Origin of the sequence: Finegoldia sp. BIOML-A2 (assembly GCF_009678315.1) — a bacterium.
GTDB lineage: Bacteria > Bacillota > Clostridia > Tissierellales > Peptoniphilaceae > Finegoldia > Finegoldia magna.
Map to the genome: position 1 here is coordinate 136195 of NZ_WKZE01000001.1, position 24648 is coordinate 160842.

28 protein-coding genes and 1 tRNA gene are annotated in these 24648 nt (G+C 32.2%); 3 read left to right on the plus strand and 26 right to left on the minus strand.

The annotated features are described in order from the left end of the window. The first annotated feature begins 18 nt into the window (after positions 1 to 18). Together GKF99_RS00605 and GKF99_RS00610 are read left to right on the plus strand one after the other, a co-directional pair. Positions 19 to 1281 carry a M18 family aminopeptidase gene (locus GKF99_RS00605; RefSeq protein ID WP_154272312.1) on the plus strand — a complete coding sequence of 421 codons (1263 nt, stop codon included), beginning with the start codon at positions 19 to 21 and terminating at the stop codon, positions 1279 to 1281. Between the two features lie 174 nt (positions 1282 to 1455). Next, positions 1456 to 1532: transfer RNA gene (locus GKF99_RS00610), tRNA-Pro, on the plus strand. Between the two features lie 148 nt (positions 1533 to 1680). Here GKF99_RS00610 and GKF99_RS00615 read toward each other — a convergent pair. The 23 genes from GKF99_RS00615 to aroF form a co-directional block, all read right to left on the minus strand. Beyond that, entirely contained in the window at positions 1681 to 2358 is a 678-nt protein-coding gene (locus tag GKF99_RS00615) for a 5'-methylthioadenosine/adenosylhomocysteine nucleosidase (RefSeq protein ID WP_154272314.1), read from the minus strand. After that, positions 2355 to 3704 carry a phosphoglucosamine mutase gene (gene glmM / locus GKF99_RS00620; protein ID WP_154272316.1) on the minus strand — a complete coding sequence of 450 codons (1350 nt, stop codon included), beginning with the start codon at positions 3702 to 3704 and terminating at the stop codon, positions 2355 to 2357. The genes GKF99_RS00615 and glmM overlap by 4 nt, the downstream gene beginning before the upstream one ends. Positions 3705 to 3856: 152 nt before the next feature. Beyond that, on the minus strand, positions 3857 to 4057 hold the full coding sequence (locus tag GKF99_RS00625) for a hypothetical protein (RefSeq protein ID WP_154272318.1): 201 nt from the start codon (positions 4055 to 4057) through the stop codon (positions 3857 to 3859). A gap of 1 nt (position 4058) precedes the next feature. Beyond that, entirely contained in the window at positions 4059 to 5036 is a 978-nt protein-coding gene (locus tag GKF99_RS00630; protein ID WP_094207459.1) for a CdaR family protein, read from the minus strand. Then, positions 5026 to 5868: a diadenylate cyclase CdaA gene (gene cdaA, locus GKF99_RS00635; RefSeq protein WP_002835149.1), complete on the minus strand. Its 843-nt coding sequence runs from the start codon at positions 5866 to 5868 to the stop codon at positions 5026 to 5028. Before cdaA ends, GKF99_RS00630 begins: the two co-directional genes overlap by 11 nt. A gap of 103 nt (positions 5869 to 5971) precedes the next feature. Beyond that, entirely contained in the window at positions 5972 to 6235 is a 264-nt protein-coding gene (locus GKF99_RS00640; protein WP_094207460.1) for an HPr family phosphocarrier protein, read from the minus strand. Positions 6236 to 6291: 56 nt separating this feature from the next. After that, positions 6292 to 6834, minus strand: coding sequence for a ferritin family protein (locus GKF99_RS00645; protein WP_094206066.1), 543 nt, complete (start codon positions 6832 to 6834; stop codon positions 6292 to 6294). A gap of 85 nt (positions 6835 to 6919) precedes the next feature. Then, a complete protein-coding gene (locus tag GKF99_RS00650; RefSeq protein ID WP_154272320.1) occupies positions 6920 to 7963 on the minus strand; it encodes a rod shape-determining protein in 1044 nt (347 codons plus the stop codon). 8 nt (positions 7964 to 7971) lie between these two features. Further along, complete coding sequence (ispF, locus tag GKF99_RS00655) at positions 7972 to 8451, minus strand: 2-C-methyl-D-erythritol 2,4-cyclodiphosphate synthase (RefSeq protein WP_110057799.1); 480 nt, start codon at positions 8449 to 8451, stop codon at positions 7972 to 7974. Then, complete coding sequence (ispD, locus tag GKF99_RS00660) at positions 8448 to 9143, minus strand: 2-C-methyl-D-erythritol 4-phosphate cytidylyltransferase (protein ID WP_094207462.1); 696 nt, start codon at positions 9141 to 9143, stop codon at positions 8448 to 8450. The genes ispF and ispD overlap by 4 nt, the downstream gene beginning before the upstream one ends. Before the next feature lie 125 nt (positions 9144 to 9268). Then, on the minus strand, positions 9269 to 10357 hold the full coding sequence (locus GKF99_RS00665; RefSeq protein WP_241673539.1) for a PIN domain-containing protein: 1089 nt from the start codon (positions 10355 to 10357) through the stop codon (positions 9269 to 9271). 39 nt (positions 10358 to 10396) lie between these two features. Beyond that, positions 10397 to 10879: a CarD family transcriptional regulator gene (locus GKF99_RS00670; RefSeq protein WP_094207464.1), complete on the minus strand. Its 483-nt coding sequence runs from the start codon at positions 10877 to 10879 to the stop codon at positions 10397 to 10399. 143 nt (positions 10880 to 11022) lie between these two features. After that, a complete protein-coding gene (locus GKF99_RS00675; RefSeq protein ID WP_154272323.1) occupies positions 11023 to 11979 on the minus strand; it encodes a 3D domain-containing protein in 957 nt (318 codons plus the stop codon). A 412-nt stretch (positions 11980 to 12391) separates the two neighbouring features. After that, on the minus strand, positions 12392 to 12772 hold the full coding sequence (locus GKF99_RS00680) for a hypothetical protein (protein WP_154272325.1): 381 nt from the start codon (positions 12770 to 12772) through the stop codon (positions 12392 to 12394). Continuing rightward, positions 12765 to 14072 carry a coproporphyrinogen III oxidase gene (locus GKF99_RS00685; protein ID WP_154272327.1) on the minus strand — a complete coding sequence of 436 codons (1308 nt, stop codon included), beginning with the start codon at positions 14070 to 14072 and terminating at the stop codon, positions 12765 to 12767. Before GKF99_RS00685 ends, GKF99_RS00680 begins: the two co-directional genes overlap by 8 nt. Positions 14073 to 14124: 52 nt before the next feature. After that, positions 14125 to 15168, minus strand: coding sequence for a ribonucleotide-diphosphate reductase subunit beta (locus tag GKF99_RS00690; RefSeq protein WP_035109109.1), 1044 nt, complete (start codon positions 15166 to 15168; stop codon positions 14125 to 14127). Between the two features lie 28 nt (positions 15169 to 15196). After that, positions 15197 to 15625: a type II 3-dehydroquinate dehydratase gene (aroQ, locus tag GKF99_RS00695; RefSeq protein ID WP_154272329.1), complete on the minus strand. Its 429-nt coding sequence runs from the start codon at positions 15623 to 15625 to the stop codon at positions 15197 to 15199. Beyond that, positions 15606 to 16817 (minus strand): shikimate kinase, encoded by a 1212-nt coding sequence (locus GKF99_RS00700; RefSeq protein WP_154272331.1) that lies wholly within the window; start codon positions 16815 to 16817, stop codon positions 15606 to 15608. Before GKF99_RS00700 ends, aroQ begins: the two co-directional genes overlap by 20 nt. Next, on the minus strand, positions 16814 to 17065 hold the full coding sequence (locus tag GKF99_RS00705; protein ID WP_149972093.1) for a chorismate mutase: 252 nt from the start codon (positions 17063 to 17065) through the stop codon (positions 16814 to 16816). Before GKF99_RS00705 ends, GKF99_RS00700 begins: the two co-directional genes overlap by 4 nt. Further along, on the minus strand, positions 17041 to 18132 hold the full coding sequence (gene aroC, locus GKF99_RS00710) for a chorismate synthase (RefSeq protein WP_154272333.1): 1092 nt from the start codon (positions 18130 to 18132) through the stop codon (positions 17041 to 17043). Before aroC ends, GKF99_RS00705 begins: the two co-directional genes overlap by 25 nt. Then, entirely contained in the window at positions 18116 to 19312 is a 1197-nt protein-coding gene (locus tag GKF99_RS00715) for a 3-phosphoshikimate 1-carboxyvinyltransferase (RefSeq protein ID WP_154272335.1), read from the minus strand. Before GKF99_RS00715 ends, aroC begins: the two co-directional genes overlap by 17 nt. Next, positions 19302 to 20333, minus strand: coding sequence for a 3-dehydroquinate synthase (gene aroB, locus GKF99_RS00720; protein ID WP_154272336.1), 1032 nt, complete (start codon positions 20331 to 20333; stop codon positions 19302 to 19304). The genes GKF99_RS00715 and aroB overlap by 11 nt, the downstream gene beginning before the upstream one ends. Then, the gene (gene aroF / locus GKF99_RS00725; RefSeq protein WP_094206081.1) at positions 20321 to 21322 is read right to left on the minus strand and encodes a 3-deoxy-7-phosphoheptulonate synthase; all 1002 of its coding nucleotides are present in this window, start codon (positions 21320 to 21322) and stop codon (positions 20321 to 20323) included. Before aroF ends, aroB begins: the two co-directional genes overlap by 13 nt. A 92-nt stretch (positions 21323 to 21414) precedes the next feature. Between aroF and GKF99_RS00730 the strand changes: the two genes are divergently transcribed. Beyond that, positions 21415 to 21786, plus strand: coding sequence for a DUF6483 family protein (locus tag GKF99_RS00730; protein WP_094206082.1), 372 nt, complete (start codon positions 21415 to 21417; stop codon positions 21784 to 21786). A 29-nt stretch (positions 21787 to 21815) separates the two neighbouring features. On the opposite strand, the gene GKF99_RS00735 is transcribed toward GKF99_RS00730, so the two are convergent. The 3 genes from GKF99_RS00735 to GKF99_RS00745 form a co-directional block, all read right to left on the minus strand. Further along, on the minus strand, positions 21816 to 22664 hold the full coding sequence (locus GKF99_RS00735; RefSeq protein WP_154272338.1) for an aminoglycoside 6-adenylyltransferase: 849 nt from the start codon (positions 22662 to 22664) through the stop codon (positions 21816 to 21818). A 5-nt stretch (positions 22665 to 22669) separates the two neighbouring features. Beyond that, positions 22670 to 23314, minus strand: coding sequence for an HAD hydrolase-like protein (locus GKF99_RS00740; RefSeq protein WP_154272340.1), 645 nt, complete (start codon positions 23312 to 23314; stop codon positions 22670 to 22672). 149 nt (positions 23315 to 23463) lie between these two features. After that, positions 23464 to 24639, minus strand: coding sequence for an oligopeptide/dipeptide ABC transporter ATP-binding protein (locus tag GKF99_RS00745; RefSeq protein WP_154272342.1), 1176 nt, complete (start codon positions 24637 to 24639; stop codon positions 23464 to 23466). Positions 24640 to 24648 lie beyond the last annotated feature (9 nt).

Sequence of the window (24648 nt, forward strand, 5' to 3'; positions counted from 1 at the left end):
TATTATTGAGGTGATTTTATGAACATAACAAAAGAATTAATGAGTTTTATCGATAACAGTCCATCTGTTTTTCATGTTATCGATAATTTTAAAAAAACACTAACAGAAAATGGATTTACTGAATTAAAATTTAAGGATAATTGGAAAATCGAAAATGGCAAAGGATATTTTGTAACAAATAACGATTCATCAATTATCGCTTTTAAAGGAAGTTCTGATTTCGATAATATCAGATTGATTGGGTCTCATTCAGACAGCCCAACTTTTAGAATAAAACCAAATTCTATCGTAAATAAAGACGGATTTTTGACTTTAAATACCGAAGTTTACGGTGGACCAATACTAAGCACATGGTTCGACCGTCCATTGTCTGTAGCTGGTAGAGTTGTTTTGAAATCAGATAATCCTTTCAAACCTGAAATCAAACATATCAATGTAGACAAAAATTTATTAATAATTCCTAACGTTGCAATCCACATGAACAGAGATGTAAATAATGGATACAAATTCAATGCACAAAAGGACACTTTGCCACTTTTAGCATTATCAGAAAAAGATTCAAAGATTTCTTTTGAAGAAATTTTGGCAAGAAATACTGGAATAAATTCAGAAGATATTTTAGATTTTGATTTATTCTTGTACGATAGACAAAAAGGAGAATTTGTCGGAGAAAACGACGAATTTTATTCAGTAGGAAGAATCGATAATTTGGGAATGGCATTTAATTCTATAAAATCATTGATAGATTCAAATGTTACTAACACATTAGCCTTAGCTATGGTTTTTGATAACGAAGAAATCGGATCTTCTACAAAACAAGGAGCAGGAAGTACACTTCTTAGCGATTGTTTCAAAAAAATCGTCGAAGATAACAGCAAAAACTTCTACGAAGTATTGCACAATTCTTATCTAATAAGCGCAGACCAAGCACACAGTTTGCATCCAAATTACACAGAAATGGCAGATCCTACTAACAGACCGCTAATCAACAACGGTCCTGTTATAAAATACGCTGCAAACGGAGCGTACACTTCGGATGCTGTTAGCTCTTCAATATTTAAAAAATTATGCTTAGATAAAAATATTCCATGCCAAGAATTCACAAACAGATCAGATAAAAGAGGAGGCTCCACAATTGGACCTATCACTGTTTCTAATTTGGATATTCAATCTATTGATATAGGAAACGCAATTCTTTCAATGCACTCTGTAAGGGAATTAGGTGGATGTAAAGACAACGAATATATCTACGAATTATTCAAGTATTACTACGAATATTAACAAAATGTAAATTAAAAGTTAAAATTTTTAAAAGTTTAATAAAAAGGAGATAAAGTGTGATTATTAAAATTAATCGCTCCTATCTCCTTTTATTTAGTTATAAACGGATTTGTCATAAATCTAAATCTATCGTATACTAATAAAGTACTTGAGATAAGCAAGTAATAAAAACGTCGGGGTGTAGCGCAGTCCGGTAGCGCACGTGGTTTGGGACCATGGGGCCGGGGGTTCAAATCCTCTCACCCCGACCATAATCACAAATTATATTTGTGATTTTTTTGTTTCCTTTTGTTATTGATATTATGAAAAAATACATCTGTTTCGTACAGATGTATTTTTTTGCCCATTTTTAAGAAAATAAAAACGCAGGACAAATTCTCATTCATCCTACGCTCTTCTCTACATATTTTTGATCAATACAACTACACTGTGCGCAGCCTTCTTTGTTTTTGTTTCTAAATCATTGTAAAATTCATCATCCGCATCGTCATCTGCAAAGTCGGACAAACTTCTTATAACCAAAAACTTCACATCGTTAAGATAACACGTATGAGCAATGGAGCAGCCTTCCATTTCCGTTCCCAACGCGTGATATTTTTCGAATAATTCTTCTTGTTTTTCAGTAGTTGATATAAACTGATCTCCTGTTACAATAAGACCTATTCTGTGTTTTAGGTTTTCTTGAGTCATTATTTCGTCTAATTTTTTCAAAGTTTCACTATCAGCTTCAAAAGTATCAGTGTATGGGATATTGTCGCTGAAAATATCCAAATTTATGTCGTGGTATTTTAATTTATCTGCAAGAATTACCTCATCAAAAGTAAGAGTCTTATCCAATCCACCGCACACACCACAATTTATTACCAAATCCGGATTGTACATATCGATAATTCTTTGTGTTAAAGCTGCTGAGTTTACTTTTCCAATTCCACAAACGCAATTTATAATTTTCTTGCCTTCAAATTCCGAAACATATATTTCATAGTGATTGAACTTGTCCTTTTTAACAGGCTTAAATTGTTCTCTGAAATACTCTTGTTCACTTTCTAATGCCGAAATAATCGCTATTGTTTTCATATTAGCTCACATCTTTCTTCTATCAAATCTTTTAATTCAATAGCTTTTTTCTCTAAATATTCTTGGTTTTCCCCCTCAATCATAACTCTAATCAAAGGCTCAGTTCCAGAAGGTCTTATCAAAACTCTGCCTTCATCTTTGAATTCATGCTCAAGTTCAGCTATTTTTTGATTGATTACTTCATCATCTTTGTACACTTTTTTGTATTCATTATTAACCTTTGCGTTCACTAAAACTTGTGGGAAACTAGTCATCAATTTGTTCATTTCTGAAAGTTTTTGTTTTGATTTCACAGCTATTTCCGCTAATTTAATCGCCGATAATATTCCATCACCAGTAGTATTATCTTCTATGAAAATAATGTGTCCTGATTGTTCTCCACCAATAATGTAGCCATTTTTTCTCATTTCTTCAAGAACGTATCTGTCCCCAACTTGTGTTTTAATAACATCCACGCCAACTTCTTTCAAGCTTTTGATAAGGCCGATATTAGTCATAACAGTTCCTACAACTGCATTGTTCTTAAGCTTGTTGTTTTCTTTTAAGAAATGTCCAACTGCACAAATAACGTGGTCTCCATCCATTATTTCACCAGTTTCATCACAAGCAATCAACCTATCCCCGTCTCCATCAAATGAAAATCCCATATCAGATTCAGAAATTTTTACCAAATTACTTATAACTTCAGGATTTGTCGAGCCACATTTGAAGTTGATATTCTTTCCGTCGTATTCTGTATTTGTAACAGTCACATCAGCATTTAATCTATTGAAAATAATTGGTGCGATTTCAGAAGTAGCTCCATAACCACAGTCCAAGCTCACCTTCACACCAGTCAAATCCAAATCAACCCTGCTCAAAAGATAATTGATATATGTATCCTTTGCGCATTCTTCTTCATAAACTCTACCTACATTTTCTCCTGTAATTTTTACGTTAATTTCATCTTGATGATCAATCAAATATTCGATTTCTTCTTCAAGACTATCTTTTAATTTGAAACCTTCATTCGAAAAATATTTTATTCCATTAAATTCGTAAGGATTGTGGCTTGCAGAAATCACTATCCCGCAACAAGCATTGTAAAATCTAGTCAAATACGCCACAGCTGGTGTAGGAATTACTCCTAATCTGTAAACATCAAAACCCATGCTAGTAATTCCACTAATCAAAGCTGCTTCCAACATATCCCCAGAAATTCTAGTATCTTTTCCTATAACAATTAATTTATTATCTACATCTTTTAATTTATAACAAGCTGCTCTCGCAAGCTTATAAGCTAATTCAACAGTTAAATCTTCGCCTGCAACGCCTCTTATACCGTCAGTTCCGAAATATTTTCCCATCAATATCCCCCTCTATTTTTATAATCTAATTATAACACATAATGTAAAAATCAATTAAAATGTGTATCTTTTTCAAATAAAAAAACGAGTTTGCACTCGCTTTTTTATAAACATAAAACTTGTAATCGGTAACAAGAACAATGTGTTTATTATTAAATTTTTAAATTTTCAGTTTTATTTGAAAAGTACACACCAATAAAAGATGTGATTGGCAATGAGAAAAATACAACTTGGCTCAGTAATTTTGGAAAATCCGGTAATGTTTCAGCTACTCTTTCCATATAAAATGAAATTACTGTTAGAATTACACCTAGTACAATTGTTATTAATGGGATTTTGTTTTTAGTTTTCATATTATTTTTCCAGGACAACTGTTGCTGTGATTCTTCCGTTGGAGCCTTCTGCAAGTACAATTGATTGCGGTAAGTCCAATGTTACATCTACTGTGTTTTCTCCCTCTTTAAAACCTTTTAAATCTATGGCTTTTGTTGTTATATTTGAATGTGATTTTATAATATCATCTTGTCCTTTTATCTTTACTGTCGGTCTACTGAATGTAACTTTCTTGACTTTCAACCCGTCTGGAATATTAGTCACAACCGGTTTGATTTCAACATCTTTTTTAAGCAATACATCGATTATTACTTTGCAGCTTTCAGATGATTTTGTCAAGTATGATCTTGTAGTGTCGTCTTTTAAGCTTAGATTAATCGGTAAATCTAAGTTGATATCCTTGTCAATATTTGATTGATCAATTTTAACTGATGCGTAATCAATTGAGTTGAGATACGTCTTAGCTCCAGATACTTTTATATCTTTTGGATCTAATTTAATAGAATCAATTTCTACATTTTCCTGCAAATCTCCTACCTTCATTATTCTTATAGGAAATTTAACAGTATCAACTGTTTCTGTCTTCACCAAAATAGTTTCGTCAGATTGATCTGCTACGTTAACTCCTTGAGGAAGGCTTATCTCTACGGGTAATGTTTCAGAATCAACTTTTATAGATTTAACATCTACAAAAGCTTTTATTTCCGAATTTTTCATTTTAGTGATTGTGTTTCTTCTTCCCTCCACACGCATAGATATTGTAGGAGTTTTCGGTGATATTATCACTCTTCCATTTTCTCTTAACTTATCTACGCCTCGATATTCAACGTTTACTACTGGAATATCTTTTGTTACTACGGGGTTTTTATTTCCCATTACAAAAGACCACAAAAATATAGCCAAAAAAAGACAGACTATTTTGATTATAAGATTATTTGAATAAAATCCTTTGAAGTCAATATTTTTTAAGTATGAACTATTCTTTAATTTATCTTTCATCTTCTATTTCCTTTCTGTTGAAAATATAAGAATCTTGATCATTGTATAATTTTGTCAGAATCTTTGTTAGAGTTGGTTCATCAACGTATCTGTTGATTTTACCGTGTTCAGCTATTGAAATACCACCTGTTTCTTCTGAAACTATAAGTGCCAAACAATCACTTTTTTCACTCATTCCTATAGCTGCCCTGTGTCTTGTTCCCAATTCCTTGGATATGGATTGTTCTGTGGACAATGGCAAAAAACATGCCGCCGCTTTGATAGTATCATTTTTGATTACAACCGCACCATCATGAAGTGGAGTATTAGGTATGAATATATTTATCAAAAGTTCGCTAGAAATCGCAGAATTTAAAACTGTGCCTGTTTCTACAACGTCTCCAAGACCTGTACTTCTCTCAAAAATAATCAATGCACCAATTCTTTGTCTTGAAAGTGAAAATACAGCGTGTACAATTTCTTCCACGCACTTATCCACTTTTTCTCCTCTGATATCTGCAAATGATTTGGTCAAAATATTACTTCTACCTATTGTTTCCAAAATTTTTCTAAGTTCAGGCTGGAATACCACTATTATCATAATAGCCAAAGCCGTCATCATGTTCTCCAAAACCCAGTTTACAGTGTATAATTTCAACGAATCACTAATTTTTACAAAAATAAATATGATTACAAGTCCTTTTACGAGTTGTTCAGCTCTTGTTTCTTTTATCATCATATATAGTTTGTAAATACAGACCGCAACTATAGCGATATCTATGATATCCAAAAATCTTAGTGTGTTGATCATATTAAAAAATTTATCCAAAAAAACCAAATTAATCATTCCCATCTATGCTTCTTTAATTATATGATACCATAAATTATCACTAATTTTTCGCAAAATTAAACGCTCATAGCACTGTTTGTTCGTAAAAACATTTTCACACTCTATTTTAATAATCTAATCCGTTTTCAATTAATTCGCTTAATTTTTCAAGTGCCAATTGCTCATCTTCACCATCGCATCTTAAAATAAGCTCACATCCTTTGTGCGCTGATAATGACAAAATGCTTATAATACTTTTAGCACTGTATGTTTTATTGTCTTTTATGAATTCAATATTAGAATTGTATTTTACTGCTTCATTCAAAAATTTGGATGCAGCTCTTGCGTGAAGTCCTATCTCGTTTGTTATACAAACCTTTTTCTCTACCATAATTTCCTCCAGATTTTAAAAATATAAGCCGGTATTACCCGGCTTATATCAAAAAATTAATATTCTATGAATTTTTCGGATTTGCATCCGCAAATTGGACATGCATCGATTTTTTCAAATCCTATGTATCCGCATACTGGGCATAGTAATATTTCTTCTACTTCTAAGTCTTTTCCACCGTCAACGAATTCTTTTGCTTTTCCGAATCTTTCAGCGTGAACTTTTTCTGCTTCTACAGCAAATCTCATAGCTCTTACTGCTTCTTTTTCTTCTTGCATTTCAGCTACTTCTATGTAAGCTGGGTACATTTCAGTTGCTTCGAAGATTTCTCCGTTTCTAGCTCCTTCTAAGTTTTCAGAAGTGCTTCCAATTCCGAAACCAGCCATGCTAGTTACTGCGAAATCACCGTGAACATCTTTTAATGCATCAAAGTGTAATGCAGCGTGGATTTTTTCAGCGTCAGCTGTAGCGTTGAACAATCTTGCAACATTTTTAAAACCGTCTTTTTCAGCTTTATTCCCCCAAATGTTGTATCTATTTCTTGCTTGAGATTCTCCTCCAAATGCTGATTGTAAATTTGCTTGTGTCATCATTTTCATATCAAAATACCCCCTATTTTATTTTATACATATATTATATCACATCGTTAACAAACAATGAATACAATTTGTAATAATTACAATTTTATCTCATCCTGCTAACAATTACTTTTCTTCTCAAATCTTGATGAGAATCACTGTCTTCTTTTAATTTATCCATCCACATTAATGATTTACCAGTTCCCCTAACAACTGCCGTGATTGGACCATCTACAATCCTAGCGTTCACACCAATTCTTTCAGAAATTAATTTATCCAATCCTTTCAGTAGACATCCACCGCCACTCATAATGATTCCTCTTTCGTAAACATCCGCCGCTAATTCAGCCGGAGTTTGTTCCAAAACTTCTTGGACAGTGTCTACGATTTTGTCGATTGGCTTTTTCAATGCAACTGAAATATCTTTTGATGAAACGTAAATGTGCATTGGTAATCCATTTACCAGATTTCTACCTTTGATTTCGTACAACTCACCATCATCTCTAGGATATGCGCTGCCTACATTTATTTTAACTTTTTCCGCAGTGGATTCCCCAATTATCATATTGTATTTTGTTTGGACAAAATCTTGAATTTTTTTGTCAAACTCATCGCCTGCAACAGGAATTGATTTATTAATTACAATTCCTCCCATAGAAATCACCGCAACATCTGTAGTTCCTCCACCGATATCTACAACTATATTACCTCTTGCATCTGTTACATCAATTCCAGAGCCTATAGCTGCGGCTAACGGTTCTTCTATTAAATATGTGTTGTACGCTCCAGCGTATTTTGAAGCTTGAATGACAGCTCTTCTTTGAACTTGTGTGATTTGACTTGGAACGCAAATCAAAACCTCTGGTCTGATTAGTGATTTGCCCAAAGTTTTTCTGAGCAAATAAGAAATGATTTTTTCTGTTGAATTAAAATCTGCGATCACGCCATCCTTTAGTGGTTTCTTAGCGACAATATTTCCTGGAGTTCTCCCCAAAATTTTCTTAGCATCTTTTCCAACAGATATTATTTTGGAATTAAAACTATTCATCGCCACAACTGAAGGCTCGTTTAATACGACTCCTTTGTTTGGCAAATACACAAGAACAGACGCAGTTCCCAAATCTATTGCTATTTTTCTTCGAAAATTCATATTATCACCTATAAAGCTTTTTTATTTAATATGCAGACACTGTTAGCTGTAATGCCTTCACATCTGCCTTCAAAGCCAAGTTGTTCTGTTGTAGTTGCCTTGACTGAAATGTTAAAAGTATTAGTGTGCAAATCTTGTGCAATATTTTCACGCATTGTATCAATGTAATCTCTAAGTTTAGGTTTTTGGCAAGAAATCGTAGAATCAATATTTCCAACTTCATAACCCATATCATCCATGATTTCAAAAACTTTCCTGAGCAAAACTCTGGAATCAATGTCTTTGTATTTCATATCAGTGTCTGGAAATAATTTGCCGATATCTCCCAAACAAAGTGCACCACAGATCGAATCCATTATTGCGTGAATCAAAACATCTGCATCGCTGTGACCCAAAAGTCCCTTGTCGTGTGGAATTTCAACTCCGCCTAATATCAATTTTCTATCTTCAACAAGTTTGTGTACATCTAACCCAAAACCTATTCTCATTCGTTTTCTCTCTTTCTAGCAATTAACTCTCCAAATAGCAAATCTTCTTGTGTTGTTATTTTGATATTGGAATAATCGCCCTTAATTATTTTAACTTTTTTACCGACGATTTCAAGTAAAGATGAATCGTCTGTCACATTTATTTTTTCGTCAAATACTAATTTGTATGCATCTTTGATAGACTTATACTTGAAAACTTGTGGAGTTTGCGCCATATACAAGTGTGATCTATTAGGAGTGTTAACAACTCTCATATCATCGTCAACATATTTTATGGTATCCTTAGCTCCAACGCTCACAACAAGTCCATCATAGTCGCCGATAGATTCGATGGCTTCAAGTATTTTTTCACGTCTAATAAACGGTCTTGCTGCATCATGGCTTATTATCAAATCACAATTTTCATTTACTTTATTCAAGCCATTGTATGTAGATTTTTCTCTTGTGTCTCCACCGATAGCGATTACTATATCTCTGTAATTTTTATCCTTTATAAAATTTCGTACAAATTCTTCGTCTTCTTCTCTAATTACAAGAATGAATTCTTTAATTTCGTCAATTGATTGAAACACATCCAAAGTCATCTCCAAAATCATTTTGTCTTTTATTTTCAAAAATTGTTTTGGAATTTTTTTATTCATTCTTTGAGAGGATCCAGCCGCAGTTATAATAGCTGAAATATATTTATCCATATAACACCTCATTATTATTATATCAAAAAATCAATTTAATTAAAAAGATTTGCCATTGCAATAAAAAAGAGAACTACACAAATAGTTCTCTAATAAGTTCAAATAATAAATAAAATATATAACTACTAATCTTTTCCCTCAGATTTCTTTGCAAAAATCATTTTTCCTGCAGAAGTTTGAAGAACACTTGTAACAGTACATTCAATAACTTGTCCCAAATATTTTTTGCCATCTTCCACTACAATCATGGTACCATCGTCTAAGTAGCCTATACCTTGATTATTTTCACGTCCTTCTTTGATGATTGACACATTAATCGGCTCACCTGCTACAAAAACAGGTCTCATAGCATTTGCCAAATCATTTATGTTGAACACGAAAACTTCCTGCAAGTCTGCGACCTTATTCAAATTATAATCGTTCGTAAGTAAATTTGCATTCAATTCTTCTGACATTTTCACAAGCATTGAATCGACTTTGTCAATATTAGGATATCTCTTGTCAACCACTTTAACCTTGTCCTTGTACTCAGTTTGCATAGTTTTTAAAATATCCAATCCACGTCTCCCTTTTTGCCTTCTCAAATAATTATCCGAATCTGCGATATGTTGAAGTTCTTCGATGACAAATATTGGAATTATTAAATTTCCTTCCAAAAATCCCGTCTTCAATATATCTATAATTCTACCGTCAATAATAGTAGAAGTGTCTACGATTTTAGGTCTAACTTTGCTATCTTTGCTTGAAAATTTGAGATTTGGTTTTTCTTTGGTTTTGATTCTATCGAAAAATGCAAGAAAATCATCGTGATAATTAAGAGCAAGTTTTGCTCCCAAAAATCCCATTCCAATATAAAACACAATTTCAAAAATAACAGTCAATACAGTTCCTATCCCTGGAATATTTAATTTTAACAACGGTTGTGATATCAAAAAAGCTAATATCAGCCCTACCACAAGACCAATTGTCCCTATAACAATATCGACCAGAGAGAACTTTTTAAGAGAATCTTCAATAGATTCTATCAATTTTAATTCTACTGATATGAATTTCGGAGCCAAAGCATAAAATATGAATCCAAATACGACTGCCGCTACAATCATAGCGACTATCTTAATAATAACACTAGTTGATTTTTCAATAAAATTACTGAAAATAACATTAGTAAATATAATTCCTAAAATAGCTCCGATGATAGATATCAGTATTGACATCCCTCGTCTGAACAAATCATTTCTCCTTTCACAAATATTTTAATCTAAATCGATTAATTCGTTCACCATGCTTTCAGCTTCTGATGGTTTAATATTCAAACCACTTGCTATTTCGCTAATAAGCATTTTTCTGGAGGTATTAAGTACTTTCTTTTCAATCATGGATAGGCCTTTTGAATAATCTAATTCATACAAACCCTTATACACAATAGCAGTTTCTTTTATATCTCCCGTTCTCAATTTTTCGAGATTTTCTTTGTACCTTTTATTCCAATTTGAAGGAAAATCAACTTCACTATTCTTTAAAATATCTCTTAAAGAATGAATAGTTTCTTCTTCTGCAACAAATCTTATTCCCATATCATTTATCTTATCTACAGGTATCGAGATTTTCATTTCCCCCATTGGCATTTTCAAAATATAATAATCTTTTTTAACTCCCAAGACCTCTTTATTTTGTACTTCGGTAATTATGCCTGCACCGTGCATAGGATAAACAATCTTATCGCCTATTTTAAACATACTATCACCTCACTATATATTATAGCTTAATCACAAACTTAATTCAATAACAAAACTTTTTATTATATCATATCTTATGTATTTGTCAATCAAAAAAGACGATGAAATTCATCGCCTTCATTAATCGTAGTAATAATATTTAATTAGTTTAAAATTGTAACTCTAACAGTTCTTCTTCCCCAATTATTGCTTTGAGATTTTGAACCAAATACTAAGTCGATTCTATTTCCTTTAATAGCTCCACCAGTATCTTCTGCTCTAGCGTATCCATAACCTTCAATGTACAATCTAGTTCCTAATGGAATAACTCTAGGATCCACAGCTGCCACACCATATCTAATTGCCGTTCCCATTGCAGTTGTAGAATATCCACCATTTTCTGCAGGATCTGAAGTATAAGCAGTAGATCTCATTGTGATAGTTCTTCCTGAAACATTTTGAGGAGCTGATTGTGCTTGTTGTTTTTCCTTCTTAGCTCTTTCTTCTTGTTCTTTTTTTCTTTTTTCTGCAAGTTTTTGAGCTTGGATTTTTCTTTCTTTTGCTAATCTTTTGTCTCTATCTGCTGGAGACTCCTTTGTTGTATTCTTTGTAACAATATAAGCAGTTCTTCCGAAATAAGTAATTCTCAAATTATCTTCATCGATATGACCTTTGATTTCTGAGTCTTTGTCGATTACTCCCAATTCTTTTGCTTCTTTTTCTTTTGAATCGAAAACTTTAGTTTCTTCGTTAACCCATCCTTCAAATTTGTTTGGATCTGGTTTAACTTCTTTTTCTGACAAATATGATTTGAAAATAAAACCTTCGAATTTTTTGTCATCTCTTGTGAAATTTACTTTCGCAAAAACTTCTCCGATTTTTTCAACTTTTACATTGTCACCTTGTTCCAATACTTCGATTATTTTACTATGTTCATTTTCTTCCTTAAACAAATCTGTATCATCATTTATCCAATATTTTTTTGATTGTATATTTTCACTTGATTTTTGTTCTACTTTAACATTGTTTAAATCTTTTGCTTGTGAATTTGATGGTACAAATGCTAATAAACTTGTCATAATGACAACCGAAGAATTTAAAATTAACTTTCTAAAATTCATTTGTATCTCCTCTTTCTTTTTTAGATTTTTTTGTGTTTATTTTTTACTACCCGGCTATTTTATTAAACCCAGAAAAATAATTCAAGAAAAAGGAACATATTTTTGCCCATTTAAACGATATTTGTTTTCATTAGAACTCTTTGTATCTATTCGCTCAAATTTTAAAATTGTTAAATGCTTGAAAATTAAGGGTTACAAAAAGGTTACAGCAAATTTTAATTTCATTTGTTAATTGAGTACAACAGTCTAAAATATTACATTTTTGTAATATTTGAAGTACTTTTGACTAGATTTAGAAAAAATTGTCATTATAAAACCAAAAAATCCCCATGAAAGTTATCCAAAACAAGAAATTTTGAATTACAATCATGAGGACTATGTCATATATTATTCAATTAAAAACATTGAAGTTCTACAATTCTCCCAATTCTTTTTTCAATTCATACACTAATTTATTCTCTAGCTTTTCCGCATCCATTACGAAATTCATCAATCCGCCGAATAATGATTTGTTGTGAAGTTTCATATCAACATCCACAAAACTTCCTGAATTTGTATCTCCAAAATCAAAATTCAAATATCCATCTATGCTTTTGGAATTTAAATCAATATACATTTTTTCGTTTTCAACGATTTCTTTTATAGTGTAGGTCATTGTAACTCCCAAGTTATCTATTACGTACTGATTTTCAACTCCCGTTGGTTTTGAATTGTCTAACAATCTATCTTTTATAGTTTGGAAAACTCTACTTTTATCCGATTTGAATTCTTCTCTTTTCTTTAGTTCACCCATTGATGATTTCCACCTTTCTTTTTATTATTTCGTCTAATTTTTCTGAATAATCTCTTAAATTTTTGTAGTTTGTGTATTTTATTATATCATCTTTTATGATTTTAGAATTAGCAGTCATTCCAAATCCTATTATGCTTTCTAATTCTTCATTGATTACGATATTGTATCTGGAAGGAATATCTCTGCAATATCCTATATTTTCCATGTTATTCAGAATATTTTTCTGACGATATAAATAATACGGACGGTAATTATTTTGAAATGTCCATTTTTTTATCAATTGCATTTGTTTCTCAGCAATATTTTCTTTAAAATTTCCCTTGTCGTATTGTTGTGAGTATTTACTTCCTTTTTTTATCGACAGTGTATGAAAAGTTATATTATCAGGTTGTAGTTCTTTTAAAATTTCCAGATTTTCTTCTGTATTTTTCACATCATCGTACAATAATCCAAGTATGAAATCCATATTTATCACAAATCCCAAGTTTTTGGCTTGAGTGTACAAATCAAGCAAGTTCTCATTATTTTGAATTCTTCCCATAGCTTTCAGTGCTTTTTCATTAAATGTTTGTGGATTCAAGCTAATTCTTGTGACGTTGTACTTTTTTAACAACTTTAGTTTGTAAAAGTCCAAGCTATCTTCTCGTCCCGCTTCAAATGTGTATTCAAGCAAGTTTTCAGAGACAAAACAGTTGGTAATAACTTTCAATAATTTTTCAAGCATTGTGTAGTCCAAGCTTGTCGGAGTTCCACCTCCAACATAAATTGTTTTGATTTTGTATTTGTCGATACTTTTTGAGACTTCGGTTATTTCTTTTATTAGATACCCTAGGTATTCTTCTCTTCTGTCGTTATTTTTGTAAACAATAGTAGGAAAAGAACAATAATCGCATCTGCTTGGGCAAAACGGAATATTGATGTAAATGTTGTAGTTTTTCTCATCAAAATCTATGCTAGACTGAACCTCGTCGATATCTCTAAGTAATTTCAAATTCTCATCATTAATTAAATACATTTGTTTTAATTCTTCGTCTGTATGATTTTTTAAAATCTTAGAGGGTTTCGTTCCAGTTAATATTCCCCAATCATTTGTATAATTGTATCTTCTTGAAAATATGGTATAGAGTATTCTTTTTAATTCTAATCTTGTAGTAAATGGATAAGTTTTCTCTTTTTTCACGTAATCTTTTCCTACGACAAAATCACTTTCACCAAATTCTAGATTTTGTTTGGAATCAAATATCGTAAAAATATCTACGCACTCTTTTTGATATCTTTTGTCTTCTAATTGTATTTTCATATGCTTAAATTAAATAATCCGGCATTTCCTGTATAAAAATGCCGGGTATATTTTATAAATCGTCTTCTATTATCGCTGACTTAGAATAAGCTGATGGTTTTGCTTCGAAGAAATCTGTCTTGATTTTATTTGGGTCAGAATATTCGCTTACCCATTTCATTGAAGGAATTTCTCTCTCGTAACCTGGATAGATAACTCCAAAACCAAGTCCTGTTGATCTCAAATTACCCAAGTATTTGATGTAATCTTCAACCATTTTGATAGACAACCCTTGGATTTTTTCACCGATAACGTATTTTGCCCATTCAATTTCAGCTTCTGAACCTTGTTTTATCATTTCTTTGTATTGTGCATTTTTTTCTTCAGTAAATAATTCTGGACGTTCTTTCTTCAAATCTAAAATCATAGATCTGAACAACCACAAATGAGTGTTTTCATCTCTATTAATGTATCTGATTTCTTGTACAGTTCCTGGCATTTTGCCCATTCTTCCCAAATTATAGAAGAACATAAATCCGGAATAGAAGTAAATTCCTTCCAAGATATAATTTGCGATGAGAGCTTTCATGAAGTTTCGTTCGCTTTTTTCTTCAAAAAAGTCGTTATATTGATCTCCAATAAATCTATTTCTTTCTAACAAAAACTCATCATCTTTCCATTGGTACAAAATGTCTGTTCTTTCTTCTGGAGAACAAATGGTATCCAAAATATAACTGTAAGATTGTGAGTGAATAGATTCTTGGAATGCTTGAATAGATAAGCACAAGTTTATTTCATTAGCAGTGATGTATGCTTCCAAATTTGGAAGTTGTGCAGTTTGTAAACTATCCAAGTAAATCAAAAACGATAAAATCTTGTCGTAAGCAATCTTTTCGTCTTCCGATAAATTTCTGTAATCTTTAATGTCTTGATTCAAGTTGATTTCTTCTGGAATCCAGAAGTTATTCATCGCTTGTCTGTACCATTCACTTGTCCAAGAGTATTTTATGTTGTTAAAATCGTTCAAATTAGTAGTATTGCCATTAATTATTTTTCTCTTTGATAATTCAATATCTCCGTGTTCATTAAATAAACCACGTTTTTGTAATTCGTCCATTGCTCCTCCTTGATTTTTCATACCTATATTATATTCTATTTAAGAAAAAATCGATAGCCTCAATATATCCATCTGCTCCTTTTCCTTTGATAACTTTTTTTGCAAAAAGTGATACATAAGAAAATTTTCTGAAATCCTCTCTTTCATCAACATCTGACAAATGCACCTCAATTGTATCTACATCTACAGCTTTCAATGCATCTAAAATAGCAACAGATGTATGCGTATATGCCGCAGGATTTATGATTATTCCGTCTGCTTTTTTGTAAGCACTTTGAATAATATCCACGATTTCTCCCTCGTGATTTGACTGATAAAACTCTACATCTATTTGATTTTTCGCGCAGTATAATTTTATCTTGGATTCAATGTCTTGTAATGTCAGCTTACCATAAATTTCAGGTTCTCTTATGCCAAGCATATTTAAATTGGGTCCATTAATAATATATAGTTTCATTGAAATCCTCCACGATTAATTTGGCAGTTGTTTTTGCGTTGTAATTGTTGAAATATTTATCGCTGAATCTTCGATACAAATAATTCCTGTTTTGTCTAATCTCACGCATAGTATTCGTTTTGTAAATCGGCCTGTTTTTTCTGGATAATTTACTGTTCGGTCTGTCAATCCAATAAACAACTGAATTTTGGTGAAGATAATAAAAATTCTTCTTCACAGTTACAGTCCCTCCACCAGTTGCGATAACCAAGTTCTTTTCTTTGGAAAATTCTTCTAAAACTTCAGACTCTATTTTCCTGAAATATTTTTCGCCTTGTACTGCAAATATATCATTAATATTTCCATATCTTTGCGTGATGATTTTGTCGATATCCACAAGTTTCTTGTCAGTATTTTTTGCGATGATTTTAGCAACTGTACTTTTACCACTTCCAGGCATTCCAACCAGTGCAATATTCATATTTTTCGTTCTAATTTTCTGTACGATATTTTCTACAACATCATCGTCTATTTTTTTAGAAGTAAAAATCTCACAAGCTTTGACAGCTTGATACACCAGCATTCGCAAACCATTGTCGTTTGGAATTTTAAGTCTATCGCAATCCATTAAAAGAGAAGTTTTGTTCGGATTATAAATCACATCGAACACAGCTTTTGGTCTGATTTTCCCTAATTTTATAACGGATTTCAAATTGTTCGGATACATTCCCACTGGAGTTGCGTTGATTAAAACGTCGCATTTTTTGTAATAATCTATATCTTCAAACTTATGCTCACCTTTTCGTGAAATCACTTTAATAGTTCTTGCCTGAAGTCTTTTCGCGCACTCTACGGCTGTTTTGCTAGTCGCACCATCACCTAAAATCACGACTTCTTTACCTTTCAAATCGATAATTCTAGAAATCATATACTCCATTCCGTCGATGTCGGTGTTATATCCTTTGATAGTATCAGAAAATTTAATCGTATTTACGCATCCGATTTTCTTCGCATCTTCACTCATTTCGTCCAAGTATTTTATGACGTCTTCCTTGTACGGAATAGTTATATTGATTCCATTGATATCCTTTCTTTTGAAAAATTTATCCAAATCATCTTCTTCAAAATATTCGTATTTGTAGTATCCTAATAGTTCGTGAATTTCTTTGGAATAACTATGCTTTAAAGATTTTCCTAATAATCCGTATTTCATTTCAAATTATCCTGAATTTTTTTTGATTCTAGTAAAATTTTGGATTCAACTTCCTTTATATTGTTGCGGTATTTAAAATTTGTTTGTTCTATTTTTTCAAAAATTTCCTTTTCTCTCAATTTGTCTTCTGTTTCAATATTATTCTTTGTTTTAAAATCGCCAATTTCAGAACAAATCTCAAATCTTTTCTCTAATAATCTAGCGATTTCAGAATCAATTTTATCTATTTCTTTTCTAAATTTTTCCATCCGTACTCCTTTAACAAATCGTAAATCACAAATGCAGTGATTGACTCCATCACGCTTACGGCTCTGATTCCAATGCTTGGGTCGTGTCTTCCTTCAACAGTCAACGTAGTATTCGTTCTACTTCTCAAATCAACTGTATCTTGTGTTATTCCTATCGATGCTGGTGGTTTGAACGTAACCAAGGAAATTATCGGCATTCCCGTCGAAATTCCTCCCAGTATTCCACCGTTGAAATTCGTTTTGGTTTTGATTTGTTCGTTTTCTATATAATAGCAGTCATTCACAACAGATGCATTTGATTTGTCGAATGATTTGCCCAATCCAAATTCAACCGATTTTACTGCTCCAATTCCAAAATAGCTTTGTGACAATCTAGATTCAATCGAATCAAAAAGCGTATCTCCAACTCCCGCTCTCAAATTATACACAACAGTTTCGACACTTGAGCCAACGGAATCTTTTCTATCTCTCAACTCTTCTATTTTGCCATCAATTTTATCGATTATTTCATCGTTTATTACTTCGACTTTTTTATTCTTCAAATTACTGTAGTCTGTAAAGATTAAATTATCAAATCTTTCGTCCACAATATCTCCCAGTGAATACAAATGGCTGAACACATATATATCGTGTTCCTTTAATATTTCTTGTGCGATAAATCCTGCCACATTAATGACTGCTGTCAATCTTCCAGAAAAATGTCCACTTCCATTGATATCGTTGAAACCATTGTATCTAACAGTTGCAGGATAGTCTGCATGTGATGGTCTTGGAGTATTATAAATATTTGAATAATCTTTTGAGTGATGATCTGAGTTTTTTATAATAAAAGATAATGGAGCACCCGTAGTTGTATCGTTCAAAATCCCCGATACGAACTCAACTTCATCTGATTCTTTTCTAAGTGTCGTGTTGGATTTTCCGGGAGATCTTCTTTTCATGTGTGCTCTCAATCTTTCGTGGTCGATTTTGACTCCTGGATCAATTCCGTCAATCACGCCACCAATCATCGAGCCATGCGACTCTCCCCACACGGTTAACTTAACTAATTTACCTATCGATGACATCGCTACCCAACCTTTCTATTTCTTCAAAAAATGATGGATAAGATTTCTTCACAGATTGCCAATCTTTAATTTCAACTTCTTTGGTAACCATAGATGCTATTGCTGCTGCCATTACAATTCTGTGGTCATCACAAGAATTTACAACAGCAGGTTTCATTTCTGATTTGTGTATTATGAGATTATCTCCCTCTATTTTACAGTTTACACCGAATGATTTTAACATATCGTAAGTTGATTGAATTCTATCCGATTCTTTGAGTCTCAATCTTTTAGCGTTTTTTAAGACTGATTTGTCGCATTTTTGAGACAAAACTACTGCCAAAATCACAAATAAATCTGGTGTTTGTGATATATCTATTTCACAGTAATCTCTGTTTTTATTTATTTTTTCTAATAATTCAACTATTTTTCTGTCTGCTTGAACTGAGACCATGTTTAAGTTCTGAACGTTTATATCTGCACCTAATTCATTTGCACACAAGAAAAACGCTGCGTTTGACCAGTCTCCTTCTACGATAATTTCTCCTGGTGATTTTAAAGCCCCTGGTTTTACGATGACTTTATCAAATAAAATCTCGGAATCTACTCCAAATAATCTCAAACATTCTTGTGTGATTTTGATATATCCAGTAGATTCAAGTCGTGATGTCAATTTGATTTCACAGCCACCAATAAGTGGTGCAATCATCATAATCGCAGAAATATATTGGCTGGATACATCTCCAGGAAATTCGAAATCAATTTTGTGAAAAGTTCCATCAACTGTAAAAGGAAGTTTATCGTCACTAAAAGTAAGCCCTGATAATTTCAATTGATCCATCAATTCTTTTATCGGCCTATCCTGTAATCTTCCAGTGCATTTTACGTTTGTTTTTTGAGATAAGAAACTAACCAATGGAAGCAAAAATCTCAAAGTTGAACCCGAATCATTTACATTGATATCGGACACATCTTTTTGAAAAAACGAAGGATGAACTGTAACTTCATTTTCGTTTATATCGATTTCAACTCCCAAATTTCTCAAACAATCAATAGTTGTCATTATATCGTTTGAGAATTCATTAATGATAATTGTTGTATCGTTATCTGCAATACTTGCTAAAATCAAAAACCTGTGCGCAAATGATTTGGAAGATATAGCTTCCACTGTTCCTTGTAAATTGTCCGTTTTAATCTTCATAAATATCACTCAAAACCTTTTTGTAATCCGATTTGTTCATACTCAAAAACGTACAGTCTCCGATTTCTTCGGAAACTATCAAACTAATCATATCTTTTGTGTTTTTCTTATCACGTAGGCTAACTTTATACAAATCATCCACAGAATAATCGTAATTTTCATCCAAATTATACATTTTCAGAACTTCCAATATTCTGTCGTAATCCTTGCTGTATTTTTTCGCCATACACTTCATTCCGAAAGCCACGGCATGTCCATGCATAACATTATAATCGGACAGTTTTTCGACAGCATGTCCCAATGTGTGCCCGTAATTTAATAATCTTCTCAAATTTTGCTCCAATTTGTCTTGGAGCACGATATTTTTTTTGATGCTCACGCAAATCTCTACAATTTCCGATAAATCGCTTTGTTTAGTGTATCTTTTAGCCATTATGATGTCGAATAATTCTTCATCAAAACAAATCGCGTATTTGATAATTTCCCCGAAACCATCTTCAAACACGTAATCGTCTAAAGTTTTCAGCAAAAGTGGATCAATAATGCAAAGCTTTGGATCTTTGAACGCTCCAATTAAGTTTTTCCCAGTTGGTAAATCAATCCCTGTTTTAGAACCCACTGATGAATCTACCATCGACAAAACAGTCGTAGGAATTTGAATGAAATCAATACCACGCATAAAAGTTGCAGCAACGAACCCAGCCAAATCTCCAACGACTCCTCCACCAAAAGCAATCACAGTGTCATTTCTGTGATAAGACATACTCATGTAAGTCATTATTTTTTCGTACTCTGATAAACTTTTGGAAGATTCTCCTGGTTTTATAACATAAAATTCATGTTCAATCTCCAATTCATCTAGCAAAATATCCAATGTTTTGTGGTGATATTTGTCCACATTTTCGTCAGTAATAACAATCGCCTTTGATTTTATAAAATCTTTCAAATAATCGCGCGATTGATTTAAAGCATCAAGTCCAACTATTAGATCGTAATTTTTGACATTTATTACTGAATACATTGCCTTAATTTCCTTACTTTTCTCATTATTGTTCTAAATCTTTCGCAAGTGACAGATTGTGGCCCGTCGCTTAGCGCATTTTCTGGATCGTTGTGCACTTCAATCATAAGTCCGTCGCAACCTGCCGCAGTCGATGCAAGTGATAGCGGTTCTATCAAAGTGTATTTTCCACTTGCGTGTGATGGATCCATTATAATAGGAAGTTGTGACAATTCCTTCATCACAGAAATAGCAGAAATATCCAATGTATTTCTAGTGTAATTTTCAAAAGTTCGAATTCCTCTCTCACACAATACGACATTTTCGTTGCCACCAGTCATAATGTACTCTGCGCTCATTATCCATTCCTTGTAAGTAGCACTCAAACCTCTCTTTAGTAAAATTGGCTTATCTGAATGTCCCAACTCTTTAAGCAGGGAATAATTTTGCATATTTCTAGCTCCAACTTGCAACATATCGACATCGTTGAAATAATCCAAATCAGACAAATCCATTATCTCTGTAATAATTGGAAGTCCTGTTTCTTTTTTTGCTTGGATTAACAAATCAATTCCCTTTTTGCCTAATCCTTGGAAAGCATAAGGCGAGGATCTAGGCTTAAAAGCTCCGCCTCTAAGGATATTCGCTCCGTTTTCCTTCACGCTTTTAGCAATGGTAATAATCTGTTCTTCACTCTCAACAGAGCATGGTCCTGCCATCACGCAGAAATTTCCGTCACCTATTTTTACACCATCGACATCGACAATTTTAGGTTGTGGATGGTATTTTTTGTTTGCCTTACTAAAAGGTTCTTCTATTCTAATAACCTTATCCACAATATCAAAGCGTGATATTAGCTTTTCATCAATGCTTGAAGTATCTCCTATTAACGAAATAATCGTGTATCTATCGCCAATAGTCTCATCAACTCTGACGTTTTGTTCATTTAAAAAATCTATTAGTTTTTTTACTTCCTTTTCGTTAGGATTTCTTTTTAATTTTACAATCATAATTTTCTCCGATAATCTTATTCTATTAATAGTATATCAAAACTTGAAAATTTAGTATAATATAAGTAGAGAAATTTAGAAAGAGTGATAATATGATAGAATCAAACGATTGGCTACTAAAACAAATCAATGTGGTCAGTGAATTTTTGCAAAAATTATTTACAGATATGGAAACAAATAGAAAATTAAATGAGAATGAACAATACCAAAAAGATTCGTTCGAATTTGAAAGATTGTTGGAAAATCTTATCGAAGAAGATAGAATAAACGATGCTGAAAATATTTTGTTCGAAAAGCTAGAAACAAATAATCTTATGTATGCAACAATCGCAACGAGATTTTATGACAAATTAAAAGGACTTTCGGATGAAAAACTTCAAAAATCAAACTACAGTCGTGACGAAATCCTACAAGGATTAAACGATATGTGTGATATGTTTGGTTTGGAAATATTCAAGGGATAAAAAAAGCTGGTTTTTATAAACCAGTTTTTTTAATCGTATGATCTTTGCCATATATCTCTAATTTTTTGCATTATATCACGGTCAACTCTCTTAGGATATTCATATCCCAGAAGCTCTGCGACATGGAGTCCTTGTTTTCTAAAAAGGTCACACGATTTGAACAATGTACTCCACAGATTCTCTATTTCAGGAAGTGGATATGTTTGCAAATATCTTTCATAATGATCTTTTGGAAGATAAGTCTTGATATATTCGTAATTGTATCCTATATTAACATTGAAGTCGTAATTACTACCAATATAGTAACCCGTCATTTTATCTACGTTCTCTCTGACATGATAAAACATTTGAATGGCGTAGATTTCTTCTTTTCTGTACAAACCTTTCGCAACATTCAATGAATTTATGAACATCTGATTGACTAGTGATTCAAATTCATGCTTAGTTGGCTTTAATTGTCTAAAACAAACATCTGATTTGGTACTATTGCCAACTAAAACTTGGTCTTTGTCTACTAAAATTTCCGCTTGGCTATCTTCATTAATATAAGCTTGCATCGTGTTTTCCTTAATGAAAAATATTCTGATTTTAGAAATATCATTGAGCACAATAGTGTAGCTGATATTGTGAGGATTAATTTTATTTGTGTAGGTTAATTTGTCAGATTTTTCTAACATTAACACATCACCGAATAAACTTTCAATGAAGTGTGAATCCTTAAACTTTTCAAAATCACTTACTCCGAAAACAAAATGATAATCTGTGTTTTCGTCCCTTTTTAAAGTAGGATTAAGTCTTCTTCCCGTTTCAATAAGACTTCTAACTTCTTCATTTTCTTTTGAAAATTCCATAACCGTATTTTTAATATTATTAACCATTCAAATCACCTATCATTTTGATTAATCACAAATTCATACACATCAGTAGGATTATCTGCAACAAAAACCGCATTTTTATATTCCTCTGCATTTCCAAATCCATATCCTGCAGCGATTGCTTTAATATTGTTAAGTCTTGCCCCTTCAATATCGTGATGTCTATCTCCAACCATAATCGATTCTTCTGGATTTATACCAGTTTTATCTATCAAATAAGCTATTACATCTTCCTTCTCTACTCTTGATTGATCCATAGTCGCCCCAGCAGTATATGAAAAATATTTCAACAAATTATTATCTGATAAAATTTTCCTAGCTGAAGATTCAACTTTACTTGTAGCCAAATAAATTTTATATCCTTCATCATAAAATTTGTGTATAGTTTCTACAATTCCATCGTAGAGTTCCATTTCTTTAATACCTTTTTTGAAATAATAATCTCTGAAATCTTCAATTCTTTCTTTGGATTCAGTTTCACTAAATCCCAACTCCATGTAACTGTCTTTCAAAGGTGGTCCTATAAAAGATATTAGCTTACTTTCATCGTATTTAAAGTTTATTTTATCCAAACTAAACTTAACGGCATTTACAATTCCCTCGTAAGAATTCGTAATAGTACCATCAAGATCAAATATTATATTTTTAATCATAATTCCCCTCTCGATTTATTATATCATAGCAAATTTACTGTGGTGTATTTATAAATTAATTTTAACACCAATGATTATTTTATCATATATTTGTTTTTGTGTTTGAATTTTGGACAAAACAAAACCCCGCACATGGCGGGGAATATAATTTATTTTGTCATTCCTGTTGAATCGATGTTTCTAGCTTGTGCTTCATCATCTAATCTCTTGCCCATTTCTTGTTCAGCTGTTGTTTCTTCAACATTTTCTTGAACTTCAGATTGTGGTGCACGACTAAGTTTAGCATCTTGTTCTTTCATAGCTCTTATACCTTCATCCAATCCTTTATCGAATAAGTGGCAAGCTACAAAGTGTTTATCCGCAATTTCTTGTAGAACTGGTCTATCAGTTTTACATATTTCCATTGCATAGTTACATCTTGTACAGAATTTACATCCTTCTGGTGCGTTAATTGGTGAAGGAATTTCACCTTGTAATTTAACACGTCCTTCGCTTGAAACATCAGGATCTGGAATAGGAATTGCAGAAATCAATGCTTTAGTGTAAGGGTGAAGTGGTTGATTATAAATCTTAGTGTTTGAAGATACTTCTACCATACTACCTAAATACATTACGCCTATTCTATCTGAAATGTGTTTTACCATTGATAAATCGTGAGAAATGAACAAATAAGTTAATTTCTTTTCTCTTTGTAATTCAATAAGTAAGTTAACAACTTGTGCTTGAATACTTACATCAAGCGCTGAGATAGGTTCATCACATACGATAAATTCTGGTTTTACTGCTAAAGCTCTGGCAATACCAATTCTTTGTCTTTGTCCACCAGATAATTCGTGCGGGAATCTAGCTCCGTGTTCAGCGTTAAGTCCTACAGTTTTTAATAATTCAGTAATTCTATTTTGAATATCTTTTTCTTGCATTTCAGGGAAGTGAACTCTGATACCTTCTCCAATGATATCACCAATAGTCATCTTAGAGTCAAGTGATGAATATGGGTCTTGGAAAATCATTTGAGCTTTTTTCTTAAAAGATTGTTTTTCTTTACCGCTCAACTTTGTGATATCTTTTCCTTCATATATAACTTTACCATTTGTAGGTTCATATAAGTTAATAACTGTTCTTCCGCATGTAGTTTTACCACATCCAGATTCTCCTACAAGTCCGAAAGTTTCCCCTTTATATATTTTTAAATTTACATTTTCAACAGCTTTTAAAGTCTTGTTTTTACCAACTTTGAAAAACTTATCCAAGTTTTCTAATTCAACAAGCACTTCTCTGTTTGAATAATCTATGTTCTTTTCTTTTATTACTTTAGTTTCTGACATAATTCACTC

Excerpts from the sequence above, each read along its gene's own strand:
- GKF99_RS00605 (WP_154272312.1), top strand. The coding sequence starts at position 19 with ATGAACATAACAAAAGAATTAATGAGTTTTATCGATAACAGTCCATCT.
- GKF99_RS00615 (WP_154272314.1), bottom strand. The coding sequence starts at position 2,358 with ATGAAAACAATAGCGATTATTTCGGCATTAGAAAGTGAACAAGAGTAT.
- glmM (WP_154272316.1), bottom strand. The coding sequence starts at position 3,704 with ATGGGAAAATATTTCGGAACTGACGGTATAAGAGGCGTTGCAGGCGAA.
- GKF99_RS00625 (WP_154272318.1), bottom strand. The coding sequence starts at position 4,057 with ATGAAAACTAAAAACAAAATCCCATTAATAACAATTGTACTAGGTGTA.
- GKF99_RS00630 (WP_094207459.1), bottom strand. The coding sequence starts at position 5,036 with ATGAAAGATAAATTAAAGAATAGTTCATACTTAAAAAATATTGACTTC.
- cdaA (WP_002835149.1), bottom strand. The coding sequence starts at position 5,868 with ATGGGAATGATTAATTTGGTTTTTTTGGATAAATTTTTTAATATGATC.
- GKF99_RS00640 (WP_094207460.1), bottom strand. The coding sequence starts at position 6,235 with ATGGTAGAGAAAAAGGTTTGTATAACAAACGAGATAGGACTTCACGCA.
- GKF99_RS00645 (WP_094206066.1), bottom strand. The coding sequence starts at position 6,834 with ATGAAAATGATGACACAAGCAAATTTACAATCAGCATTTGGAGGAGAA.
- GKF99_RS00650 (WP_154272320.1), bottom strand. The coding sequence starts at position 7,963 with ATGAATTTTCGAAGAAAAATAGCAATAGATTTGGGAACTGCGTCTGTT.
- ispF (WP_110057799.1), bottom strand. The coding sequence starts at position 8,451 with ATGAGAATAGGTTTTGGGTTAGATGTACACAAACTTGTTGAAGATAGA.
- ispD (WP_094207462.1), bottom strand. The coding sequence starts at position 9,143 with ATGGATAAATATATTTCAGCTATTATAACTGCGGCTGGATCCTCTCAA.
- GKF99_RS00665 (WP_241673539.1), bottom strand. The coding sequence starts at position 10,357 with ATGTCAATACTGATATCTATCATCGGAGCTATTTTAGGAATTATATTT.
- GKF99_RS00670 (WP_094207464.1), bottom strand. The coding sequence starts at position 10,879 with ATGTTTAAAATAGGCGATAAGATTGTTTATCCTATGCACGGTGCAGGC.
- GKF99_RS00675 (WP_154272323.1), bottom strand. The coding sequence starts at position 11,979 with ATGAATTTTAGAAAGTTAATTTTAAATTCTTCGGTTGTCATTATGACA.
- GKF99_RS00680 (WP_154272325.1), bottom strand. The coding sequence starts at position 12,772 with ATGGGTGAACTAAAGAAAAGAGAAGAATTCAAATCGGATAAAAGTAGA.
- GKF99_RS00685 (WP_154272327.1), bottom strand. The coding sequence starts at position 14,072 with ATGAAAATACAATTAGAAGACAAAAGATATCAAAAAGAGTGCGTAGAT.
- GKF99_RS00690 (WP_035109109.1), bottom strand. The coding sequence starts at position 15,168 with ATGGACGAATTACAAAAACGTGGTTTATTTAATGAACACGGAGATATT.
- aroQ (WP_154272329.1), bottom strand. The coding sequence starts at position 15,625 with ATGAAACTATATATTATTAATGGACCCAATTTAAATATGCTTGGCATA.
- GKF99_RS00700 (WP_154272331.1), bottom strand. The coding sequence starts at position 16,817 with ATGAAATACGGATTATTAGGAAAATCTTTAAAGCATAGTTATTCCAAA.
- GKF99_RS00705 (WP_149972093.1), bottom strand. The coding sequence starts at position 17,065 with ATGGAAAAATTTAGAAAAGAAATAGATAAAATTGATTCTGAAATCGCT.
- aroC (WP_154272333.1), bottom strand. The coding sequence starts at position 18,132 with ATGTCATCGATAGGTAAATTAGTTAAGTTAACCGTGTGGGGAGAGTCG.
- GKF99_RS00715 (WP_154272335.1), bottom strand. The coding sequence starts at position 19,312 with ATGAAGATTAAAACGGACAATTTACAAGGAACAGTGGAAGCTATATCT.
- aroB (WP_154272336.1), bottom strand. The coding sequence starts at position 20,333 with ATGTATTCAGTAATAAATGTCAAAAATTACGATCTAATAGTTGGACTT.
- aroF (WP_094206081.1), bottom strand. The coding sequence starts at position 21,322 with ATGATTGTAAAATTAAAAAGAAATCCTAACGAAAAGGAAGTAAAAAAA.
- GKF99_RS00730 (WP_094206082.1), top strand. The coding sequence starts at position 21,415 with ATGATAGAATCAAACGATTGGCTACTAAAACAAATCAATGTGGTCAGT.
- GKF99_RS00735 (WP_154272338.1), bottom strand. The coding sequence starts at position 22,664 with ATGGTTAATAATATTAAAAATACGGTTATGGAATTTTCAAAAGAAAAT.
- GKF99_RS00740 (WP_154272340.1), bottom strand. The coding sequence starts at position 23,314 with ATGATTAAAAATATAATATTTGATCTTGATGGTACTATTACGAATTCT.
- GKF99_RS00745 (WP_154272342.1), bottom strand. The coding sequence starts at position 24,639 with ATGTCAGAAACTAAAGTAATAAAAGAAAAGAACATAGATTATTCAAAC.